Raw genomic sequence first — 10,270 nt, forward strand, 5'->3', positions numbered from 1 at the left:
GATTTTGGATTTTTACCCGGCGAATACAAATTCACTCCGGTATCGGTTGATAACGACCAGTTGTTGTGTTTTCCCGATCCGTTAATTCCCGCAAAAGGTTTTTCGTGGAAAAGAATACGGAATTTATGACGACGGGCAATTTTCTGCATAATGTCCATGCACAGCTGGTTATGGTCGTTGGCCAGGTTGGCCTCTTCGTAAATCGGAGCCAGTTCAAACTGGTTTGGGGCCACCTCGTTATGGCGTGTTTTTACCGGAATTCCCAGTTTATAGGCTTCATTCTCAACATCCTGCATGAACTTGTTTACACGCGTTGGGATGGATGAGAAATAATGGTCGTCAAGTTGCTGATCTTTTGATGATGCGTGGCCCATCAGCGTACGTCCGGTTAACATCAGGTCGGGACGCGCCATAAACAAAGCCTCATCAATCAGGAAATATTCCTGTTCCCATCCCAGGTTTGCCTGAACACGGGTAACGTTTTTATCGAAATACTGGCACACGCTGGTAGCCGCTTTGTCGATTGTATTTAATGCACGTAGCAAAGGTGTTTTATAATCGAGCGCCTCGCCGGTATACGAAATAAAAATGGTAGGAATAGTAAGTGTGGTTTCGCTGATAAATGCCGGAGACGACGGGTCCCAGGCCGTGTAACCACGAGCTTCGAAAGTCTGGCGTATTCCACCACTCGGGAACGATGAAGCGTCGGGTTCCTGCTGTGCCAGCAATTTGCCCGAGAATGACTCAATCACCCCTCCATCGGCACCATGTACAATAAAGGCATCGTGCTTTTCGGCCGTACCATCTGTTAACGGATGAAACCAGTGCGTGTAGTGCGTTGCACCGTTTTCAATTGCCCAGGCTTTCATACCCTGAGCTACCTGGTCGGCCATTTTACGGTCAACCGTAGTTCCTCTTTCAACCGCATCGGTTACTGCTTTGTAGGCTTCGCGCGACAAATATTTTTTCATTTTCGACTGATCGAAGACCAACATGCCATAGTAGTCCGAAACCAGGTTTTCTTCGCGTTCGATTTCTACCGGCTTACGGTTAAGCACTTCATCAAGTGCCTTAAATCTAAATTGTGCCATGATTAAATTTATTTAAGTCTGTTTTTTGTCTGTCCTCAAAAATAATATTTTCCATCCTCAGTCCTGACATTTATCATGCTTAAACTTCATTTTTTAAGAAAATATTTACCCGAACCTAACACAGCGAGGGGTTATTCTGGAAATTTTCTACTTTTTTAGCAAAACAACATACTAAAACCACATCCTTAACAAACGAAAGTTATAATGACGATATTTGTTATTTCCTCAAACATCGTTTATTTTAAAATCAAATTTGATGCTAGTAATGGATAAGCAAGAGATACTGACCAAAATAAAGGAACGAAATTTCACTAAAATAAAGTTTGCAGTAGCGGATATTGACGGGATTTTGCGTGGCAAGTATATTCATAAAGATAAGTTTTTGAATGCCCTGGAAAACGGGTTGGGATTTTGTGATGTGATTTTTGGCTGGGACTGTGCCGACAAGTGTTACGAAAACAGCCAAATTACAGGCTGGCACACCGGTTACCCCGATGCAAAAGCTAGTATTGCCCCCGAAACTTACCGCCAGATTCCGTGGGAAGACAACACTCCGTTTTTATTAGGCGATTTTGGCAACGACCCAAAATATGCAGAGGCCGCTTGTTCGCGAAGTTTGTTAAAACGTATTGCCGCCCAAAGCGAAGAAATGGGTTTAATACCTATCTTTTCGCAAGAGTTTGAATGGTTTAATTTTCAGGGGACACCAAGCGAAATTGCCAATGCTGAATATAAAGATTTGCAACCGATAACTCCAGGAATGTTTGGTTATTCCATTTTAAGAACTTCGCTGAACCAGCCTTACTTTAACGACCTGTTCGAGTTGCTTCAGCAGTTTGACATTCCGCTTGAAGGCATGCACACCGAAACCGGCCCCGGCGTTGTGGAAGCCACTGTTATTCATGACGAGATTCTGGCTGCAGCCGACAAAGCCTTGCTGTTTAAATCGGCGGTAAAAGAAGTTGCCTATAAACACAATTTTGTGGCTACGTTTATGGCCAAATGGAATGAAAAACTTCCGGGATGCGGCGGGCACATCCACCAAAGTTTGTGGGATCTGGACAAAAAGAAGAATTTGTTTTTGGATGCGAATTCGCCTGATGGAATAAGTAAAACCATGCAACATTATATTGCCGGGCTGTTAAAATGTTTGCCTGAAATACTGCCACTATTTGCGCCTAACCCAAACAGTTACAAACGCCTGAGCGGCGGCGATTGGGCACCCCGCACACTTACCTGGGGAATCGACAACCGCACTTGTGCAGTTCGCGCCATTCCGGGAAGCGAGAAATCTACCCGCATTGAATTACGGGTTCCCGGCTCGGACACCAACGCCTACCTGGCCCTTGGAGCCTCGCTGGCCGCCGGACTTTACGGCATAAAAAACAAACTACCACTGGAAATTGCTCCGACCAAAGGAAATGGTTACCGGGAAACAGGCAATGGTATGTTGCCCGATTCGCTGGAAAAAGCAACTAAAAAAATGGCCGAATCGGAAATTGCCAACGAATTGTTTGGCGAAGCATTTGTAAAATATTTCACCCTTACCCGCGAATGGGAATGCCAACAGGTTGACCACAACGATCCGCAGTGGGAGCTAAAAAGGTATTTCGAAATAATTTAAAACAACGCGAAGGCTGCAAGGCAAAACCAACTAACTTTGAAAAAAAGAAGAAAGAGATGATGCAGAGACTGGATTATGGAGAGATAATCAAACTTGCCTGGAAAGAATTTGATGGGGAACGACACGAGATAAAAGGTGTTTTTGATGTAAGCGCAAAGGTTTCCACCAATCATGTATACAAAATATCGTTTTACAAACGCGAACCGGTTTTTGCAAAAATTTCGGAATACGGCAATTTTGAAGACTTCAGGGAAGACCACATCATTATAAACAACCTGGCCAACAACCTCGAGTACCCTTATCAAATGTTTTTAGCACAATCGCTGGTAAAACGCAACGAACTGTATATTTACCGTTACCACGAACGCGAGCGCAGTGCCTGGGTCGTTTTTTACAATCCTATTCAAATTCGAAATAAACTACCCCGCCGGCTGGAAGAAAGACACATAAAAAAACTGGGCCGCGAGCTGGCTCGTTTTCACAAAGCGTGCACCAACGTTTCGAACCAGTTGCCACATTCCTCGAAAAACGTAATTACTGATATTCAGAAACTGAAACGCTCGATCCACAAGAGCGAAATACAGATGGAAGAGTCGCACAAGGATTTGATTCTGCGACACGCCGATTATTTTTTGGGCAATGCCGACCGCGTGAATTACAACACCGAAATTGAAACCATACCCGTTTTGGTTGACTGGAACATTGGTAATTTTTCAATTACCGGCGATGGAAAGTTTTATTCGCGCTGGGATTACGACTGGTTTCGCATGTCGTCGCGCGTAATGGACTTTTACTTTTTTAGCCGCGTGGTTTCCGATGTTGGCGACCGCACCGTTTTCAGTTACCAGGTGGATACCTTAATGGAAGACCGCTTTATGTTGTTTCTGAAAGAATACCACAAGGTTTTTCCGCTTACACCTCCCGAAGTGCATTTAATTAAAGAAGTTTACCGCTTTTTTATTTTAAACTATGTTATTAAAGACGGGCCATACTTTTTCAGAAAATACTATTCAACCAAACTGATTAAGGAAGCCTACGAAACTTATTTCCCTGCCATGGAAGCCAAATACCGGGTAGAGAAGATTTTGAAAACATTAAAACTCTGATGCTGTACTATTATGAGAACAAAAAGTTTTAGAAGTGTAGTGAAAAACTACCGGGCGGTGTTTTTTGATGCCTTTGGTGTATTAAAAAATCATTCGGGCCTGATTGAGGGAGTAGGAAATACTTTCAAATATTTAGAATCAAGGGGAATTCCGTATTACGTATTAACTAACGACTCATCAAGAAGTCCGGAGGAACTATCGAACTGGTATCAGAAAAGAGGCCTGACAACTATTACCACCGATAAAATTTTATCATCGGGAATGCTGGCCATGGAGTTCTTTAAAACAAAACTGGCCAACGGAAAAGCGGTGGCTTACCTCGGAACAAAAGATTCGGCCCACTACCTGGAAACAGCGGGGCAAAAAACAGTCCCCATCAGCGATGTAGACCTGAACGATCTGGAACATATAAAATCGTTTGCTTTTCTCGACGACGAAGGATTCGACTGGAACAAGGATATTGATAAAACCATCAACCTGCTGCGCCACAAAAACATGACTGTTATTGTGGCAAATACCGACATTAACTACCCGGTAAATAAAAACGATATTTCGGTTGCCATAGGCGGGCTGGCCGACCTGGTTGAACAAATTTTAGGGAAGAAATTTATACGTTTCGGAAAACCCGATGCCCAAATGTTCCTGCTGGCTTACGAACGTGCAATGAAGGATGTACCCAACATTAAAAGAAACGAGATTTTAATGGTTGGCGACACGCTTTATACCGACATCATCGGAGGAAACAAATTCGGACTCGACACCGCGCTTGTTTTATCGGGAAATACCCTGCCCGATAACGCGAATATTAAAATTATTAGTTCAGGAATTATTCCAACTTACGTTTGCGACTCGGCTGTTATTGATTTTTGATGTGTGCCTGGATGCTGGATGCGCTAAACGCTTAGTTTATGAGGACAGGAAGGATATTATCTTCCTATCTGTAAATAAATAGTAAGCTCCCATAAATACACAGGTAAAAGCTTCGAAATCATGTTTTGGAAATCATTTTCAATGAAAAAACAAGCAAAATCAAGTGGCGAATGCATTTTCAAGGAAAAAGAGGTGAAAACTTATTTCGTGAGGCTTTTTTCAAGGAAAATGAAGTGCCGACTCATTTTCTGATGGCATTTTCACGGAAAAAAGGACGAAAAACTAATTCCGAAAGCTTTTTTCAAGGAAAAAGAGGTGAAAACTTATTTCGTGAGGCTTTTTTCAAGGAAAATGAAGTGCCGACTCATTTTCTGATAGCATTTTCACGGGAAAAAAGCAAAAAAATGAATTTCCGCCCATTTTTACCGAAAACGACATCTGGTAACATAATTTCTTTTGTTAGGCAACAGAATATAGCGACTGTAAACTGAGTCTGAGACTGGATACTAGATGCTGGATACTGGATATTTGATCCTGAGAACTGTGACTGTAAACTGATACTGGATTCTTGAAGCTTGTAACTTGAAGCTTGCGGCTTGAAGCTTGTAACTGACAACTAAAAATACCTTTAGGCATTTGCTGCCACCGCTATCAGTGCACGAATCAGCAGTTGGTCGTTATCCCGGCCTTTTGATGCAATTCGGATGTGCTTATCATCGAGCCCTATTTTGTTGGAGCAATCGCGTACGTACACGCCAAAATCCTGCAGCAATTTCATTTGCAAGTCATAAGCGCTCATGGCAAAATTTATTTTCAGCAGAATAAAATTACTGTTCGTGGGGTAAACCTCATATCCATCAATATTACACAGTGCCTCATGTAGTTCCCGAACATCGGAAATAACATGTTTACGGGCCTTGTGGTATTCAGCATCGGTATCTTTTAGCTGCGTTAAAAAGTACTCGGCCAGCGTGTTTATATTCCAAACGGGCAATGCATTTCTAATTTGTTTCAGGTAATATTCGTTGGCGGTGCAGCAATAGCCCAGGCGCAAGCCCGGCACACCGCAATGTTTACTCATGCTGCGGACAATTACCAGGTTCTGAAACTGTTCAACCACTGGCATGAGGCTTGGAATTTCTTCGCCCGCAAAATCGATAAACGACTCATCAACCAGCACCAGTTTCAAATGTTTCATGCGGTTTAAAAAGCCGGTTATTTCTTCAATCGAAAGCAACTGCCCGGTAGGATTTCCGGGATTGATAATCAACGCAGATGATAGTTTTTCCTCCAACAGCCAATCGGCATATGCTTCCAAATCCAACTGATATTGATTGTCGGCAGGTAACTGAAACAGTTTCACCTTTTCCAGGTTTTGTACCTTTTCGATGTATTCGCTAAAAGTAGGAACGGGAATTCCCATACCCTGAACAAAGTTGTTTTGAATAATCGTAATCAGCTCGGTGGCACCATTTCCTAAAACAAGGTATTCGGGTTTTATATGTAAAACGGCAGCCAAATCCTGTTGCGCAACTTTCGGGTTGCTCGATGGGTATGCTTTAAGTACTTCAGGTAGTTTATCCTGAAGCCGACGTATTAATGCCTCTCCGGGGAAATAAGGGTTTTCAATGAAACAAAAATCAACCACATCAGCCAGCTGTTCTTCTCCAACAATATCAACCAACGATGGAGAATGCGAAGTCTCTTCGAATAAGTGACGTTTTATTTCAATTTGTTTCCTTATCATGGCCATTACTATTAGGGCATTACTATTTGCGACGACAAATTTGAGCAAAAAAAAACTGCCCTACAATAAGGACAGTTTCTTTCTTATTTTGCAAATATGTCTTAGAGTTTTGCAGCATGAACAGTTTTAATAATTCTTGCTCCAATTTTATAAGGATCACCATTTGATGCAGGACGACGGTCTTCCAAACGACCTTTCCAACCATCCTCAACAGTTCCAACAGGAATACGGATAGAAGCACCACGGTCAGAAACACCATAGCTGAAATCAGTGATGGCAGCAGTTTCGTGCTTACCAGTTAAACGCTGATCGTTGTATGCACCGTACACGTCGATATGCTCTTTAATGTTTTTACCGAACTCTTCGCAAATTGCATTGAATACTTTTTCGTCGCCACAAGTTCTCATTAAACCGTTAGAGAAGTTAGCGTGCATACCTGAACCGTTCCAGTCAAGTTCTTTTCCAAGTGGTTTTGGATGCCACTCAACATCAACACCATATTTTTCAGCAGTACGCTCCAAAAGGAAACGAGCCATCCAGATTTGGTCACCCGCATTGTGTGCACCTTTAGCAAAAATCTGGAATTCCCACTGTCCGGCAGCTACCTCAGCGTTAATACCTTCAACGTTCAAACCGGCTTCCAAACAAATATCAAAATGCTCTTCAACAATCTGACGACCGAAAGCTTTAGAACCACCTACACCACAGTAGTAAGGTCCTTGTGGCTCAGGAAAACCTCCTGCAGGGAAACCTAAAGGTAAACGAGTTTGTGGATCGTACAAGAAATACTCTTGCTCGTAACCGAACCAGAAATCTTCATCTTCTTCTTCGATATGAGCACGACCATTGGTTTCGTGAGGAGTTCCATCAGGATTTAGAACTTCAGTTAAAACAAGGTATGCATTTTTACGGTCCGGATCAGGACAAATGAAAACAGGCTTCAAAAGAAGGTCAGAAGCACCACCACCGGCCTGGTTAGTTGATGATCCATCGAAAGACCATACAGGACAGTCTTCCAAATTACCGCTAAAATTTTCTGCTACACGCGTTTTTGCTCTAAGCTGCTGAGTTGGTACACTACCGTCCAACCAAATGTATTCCAATTTTGATTTCATGATGTAATAAATTTTATTTAAAAATAGATTTTTTCTAACTGTCTCCCACAAAAATATGCTTAAATGAAACTTGTTGAAGCATATTTATATCAAAATGTAATAAATTAATACAAAATTTACATTGAAAATAGATTTTTGTCAAACACCCCAAATTTAACGATACCCCCAGAAAATTTCTTCATCTTTAACAAAAAATGCTCGTAATATTTACATACCCCTCTCTGATATTTGCATTTTTTCGCCATGAAGCCCCCAATTCGGAACACACCCCCGCATTTTATCAAATTTTATCGGTGCATATTGCAGATATTATTACGGAAATGTAATTTTAATCGACCAAACATTACCAATTAACAAGATAAAACGAAAAAGACATTTGACAATTAAAAACAATACATGCACTATGAAAGTTGACAGACGTGATTTTATTAAAACAAGTGGTATGTTTGCAGCGGGAAGTATGGTTTTACCTCCCTTTGTGCAATCGTGCCAAAACGTACAAATTTCAGCAGACGTGAAAAGTTATTTAGATCATTTTGAAGTGACTACCGAAATGTTGCAAAAAGTTATTGCAACAGCTATGAGTAAAGGCGGCGACTATGCCGACTTATTTTTTGAACACAAAATTTCAAACAGCCTGGCGCTTGAAGACGGGAAAGTAAACCGCGCTTACTCAAACATCGACTTCGGTGTTGGTATTCGTGTGTTAAAAGGCGACCAAACCGGTTTTGCCTACTCCGAAAACATTGCGCTCGACGATATGCTGAATGCAGCAAAAATGGCCGCTAACATTGCCAACACCAGCGCCAGCTTTAATGCTGCCGACTACAACGAGAAACTGCCCGCCAATTTCTACAAAATTTCGAAAAAATGGGAAGATGTTTCGGTGAAAGACAAAGTGCCTTTTGTACAAAAGGTAAACGACAAAATATTTGGTCTCGACGAAAAGGTGATTAAGGTAAATGCCGGAATGAGCGACGAAAGCAGCTACGTAATGTTTTACAACTCGGAAGGACGCTTAACCTACGATTACCGGCCAATGGTCAGCTTTTATGCGGTTTGTGTTATGCAGGAAGGTGAACAAATTGAGAATGCTTATGCGGCCCGATCGGTTCGTCGCGGTTTTGAGTGGCTGACTGAAGATTTGGTTGACGAACTGGCCAACGAAGCCGTTGAAAAAACCAACCTGCTGTTTAAAGCCGGAAAACCCAAAGCCGGAGAAATGCCTGTAGTTCTTGGTGCCGGAGGTTCGGGAATTTTACTACACGAAGCAATTGGCCATACTTTTGAGGCCGATTTCAACAGAAAAGGAACTTCTATTTTCAGCGACAAACTGAATAAAAAAGTTGCTGAAAGTTTCATTAATATTATCGACGACGGTACGCTGCCAAACGACCGCGGTGCCATTAATATAGACGACGAAGGAAACGACGTACAAAAAACCTACCTGGTAAAAGACGGTATCCTGAACAGCTACCTGCACGACCGGATCAGTGCCAAATATTATGGTGTTGAACCAACAGGTAACGGACGTCGCGAATCGTTCCGCCACATGCCACTGCCACGTATGCGATCAACCTACATGGAAAATGGGCCGCACACCACCGAAGAAATTTTTGCAGCGGTTGATTACGGCGTTTACGTTGATAACTTCAGCAATGGCGAGGTTAAAATCGGTGCCGGCGACTTTACCTTCTTTGTAAAATCGGGTTATATCATCGAAAACGGAAAACTCACAACTCCTATCAAGGACATTAATATTGTTGGTAACGGGCCTCAGGCTCTGGCCGACATTTCGATGGCTGCCAACGACTACAAAAACGACAGCGGCACCTGGACCTGTGGAAAAGACGGACAATCGGTTCCGGTAACACTTGGCCTGCCAACTGTTTTAGTGAAAAAAATGACCGTTGGAGGGACAAATGCATAATCTCGTAGCTTAAAATTACAAGGGGAAAACAATCAATCATCCCCCGAAATCCCCCTTCGAAGGGGGAAGCGCGACGAAGGAGTGCAGGGGATGAAAAAAAGGTAAAATTGATGTTTGAATCTTAAACTTAAAAACCATGACAAAAGAAGAAAAATATACATTGGCAAAATGGGCTATGAATCATGCATTGGAGAATGGAGCCCAGGAGGTAAGCGTAAATATATCGAACAACCAAAGCAGCAGCGTTGAAGTGCGCGAAGAAAAAATTGACAAACTGGAACAGGCGCTGCAAAGCAACTTGTCTATTCGTTTGTTTGTCGACAAAAAATACTCATCGCACTCCACCAGTCGCTTAAATAAAGAAGATCTGGCACGGTTTATCGAAGAAGCTATTGAAGGCACAAAATACCTTTCAGAAGATGAATTCAGAACACTGCCCGATCCTGAATTATATTACAAAGGCGACGGACCAGACCTGGGTTCGTTAGACAAAAATTTTGGCAGCGTTGACCCGGAAGAGAAAATACAGGTAGCTTTTGCTGCCGAGAAAGAAATTTTGGGAAGTAACGAACGTATTATCTCGGTATCCAGTAGCTATTACGATGGATTGAATGAGCGTGTAATGGTAAACAGCAACGGTTTCGAGGGCGATACCGCCAACTCGTACTTTGGAATATACACCAACGTTTCGGTAAAAGGTGATGGCGATGCCCGCCCTGAGTTTGGCTGGGGAGAAACAGCTATTAAATACAATGAACTGAAAAAAAACGGAACCGGAACAACTGCA

10 protein-coding genes and 1 pseudogene are annotated in these 10,270 nt (G+C 42.4%); 7 read left to right on the plus strand and 4 right to left on the minus strand.

Annotation, left to right across the window (positions count from 1 at the left end; translation table 11 throughout):
• A partial coding sequence (locus ABZB17_RS15880) for a glutamine synthetase III (RefSeq protein WP_372651462.1) occupies nucleotides 1-1,091 on the minus strand: 1,091 nt, incomplete at its 3' end.
• 256 nt (nucleotides 1,092-1,347) lie between these two features.
• Here ABZB17_RS15880 and ABZB17_RS15885 point away from each other — a divergent pair.
• The 4 genes from ABZB17_RS15885 (at nucleotide 1,348) to ABZB17_RS15900 (ending at nucleotide 5,182) form a co-directional block, all read left to right on the plus strand.
• A complete protein-coding gene (locus ABZB17_RS15885) occupies nucleotides 1,348-2,715 on the plus strand; it encodes a glutamine synthetase family protein (RefSeq protein WP_372651464.1) in 1,368 nt (455 codons plus the stop codon).
• 56 nt (nucleotides 2,716-2,771) lie between these two features.
• A complete protein-coding gene (locus ABZB17_RS15890; protein ID WP_372651466.1) occupies nucleotides 2,772-3,821 on the plus strand; it encodes a hypothetical protein in 1,050 nt (349 codons plus the stop codon).
• A gap of 12 nt (nucleotides 3,822-3,833) precedes the next feature.
• Entirely contained in the window at nucleotides 3,834-4,691 is an 858-nt protein-coding gene (locus ABZB17_RS15895) for an HAD-IIA family hydrolase (protein ID WP_372651467.1), read from the plus strand.
• 170 nt (nucleotides 4,692-4,861) lie between these two features.
• Entirely contained in the window at nucleotides 4,862-5,182 is a 321-nt protein-coding gene (locus ABZB17_RS15900; RefSeq protein ID WP_372651469.1) for a hypothetical protein, read from the plus strand.
• Between the two features lie 137 nt (nucleotides 5,183-5,319).
• Here ABZB17_RS15900 and ABZB17_RS15905 read toward each other — a convergent pair whose 3' ends face one another.
• A complete protein-coding gene (locus ABZB17_RS15905; RefSeq protein WP_372651471.1) occupies nucleotides 5,320-6,438 on the minus strand; it encodes a histidinol-phosphate transaminase in 1,119 nt (372 codons plus the stop codon).
• Nucleotides 6,439-6,539: 101 nt separating this feature from the next.
• Entirely contained in the window at nucleotides 6,540-7,553 is a 1,014-nt protein-coding gene (locus tag ABZB17_RS15910; protein ID WP_372651473.1) for a glutamine synthetase beta-grasp domain-containing protein, read from the minus strand.
• 580 nt (nucleotides 7,554-8,133) lie between these two features.
• Between ABZB17_RS15910 and ABZB17_RS15915 the strand changes: the two are divergent.
• Nucleotides 8,134-8,337 (plus strand): annotated as a pseudogene (locus ABZB17_RS15915) (PmbA/TldA family metallopeptidase); the annotation flags it as partial.
• Nucleotides 8,338-8,365: 28 nt separating this feature from the next.
• Here ABZB17_RS15915 and ABZB17_RS15920 read toward each other — a convergent pair.
• Complete coding sequence (locus ABZB17_RS15920; protein ID WP_372651477.1) at nucleotides 8,366-8,425, minus strand: hypothetical protein; 60 nt, start codon at nucleotides 8,423-8,425, stop codon at nucleotides 8,366-8,368.
• Here ABZB17_RS15920 and ABZB17_RS15925 point away from each other — a divergent pair.
• Together ABZB17_RS15925 and ABZB17_RS15930 are read left to right on the plus strand one after the other, a co-directional pair.
• A complete protein-coding gene (locus ABZB17_RS15925; protein WP_372651479.1) occupies nucleotides 8,413-9,483 on the plus strand; it encodes a TldD/PmbA family protein in 1,071 nt (356 codons plus the stop codon). The genes ABZB17_RS15920 and ABZB17_RS15925 overlap by 13 nt on opposite strands.
• Before the next feature lie 136 nt (nucleotides 9,484-9,619).
• Nucleotides 9,620-10,270: PmbA/TldA family metallopeptidase (locus ABZB17_RS15930; protein WP_372651475.1), on the plus strand; the 651-nt coding region annotated here is incomplete at its 3' end.

Source organism: Draconibacterium sp. (assembly GCF_041583095.1).
GTDB lineage: Bacteria > Bacteroidota > Bacteroidia > Bacteroidales > Prolixibacteraceae > Draconibacterium.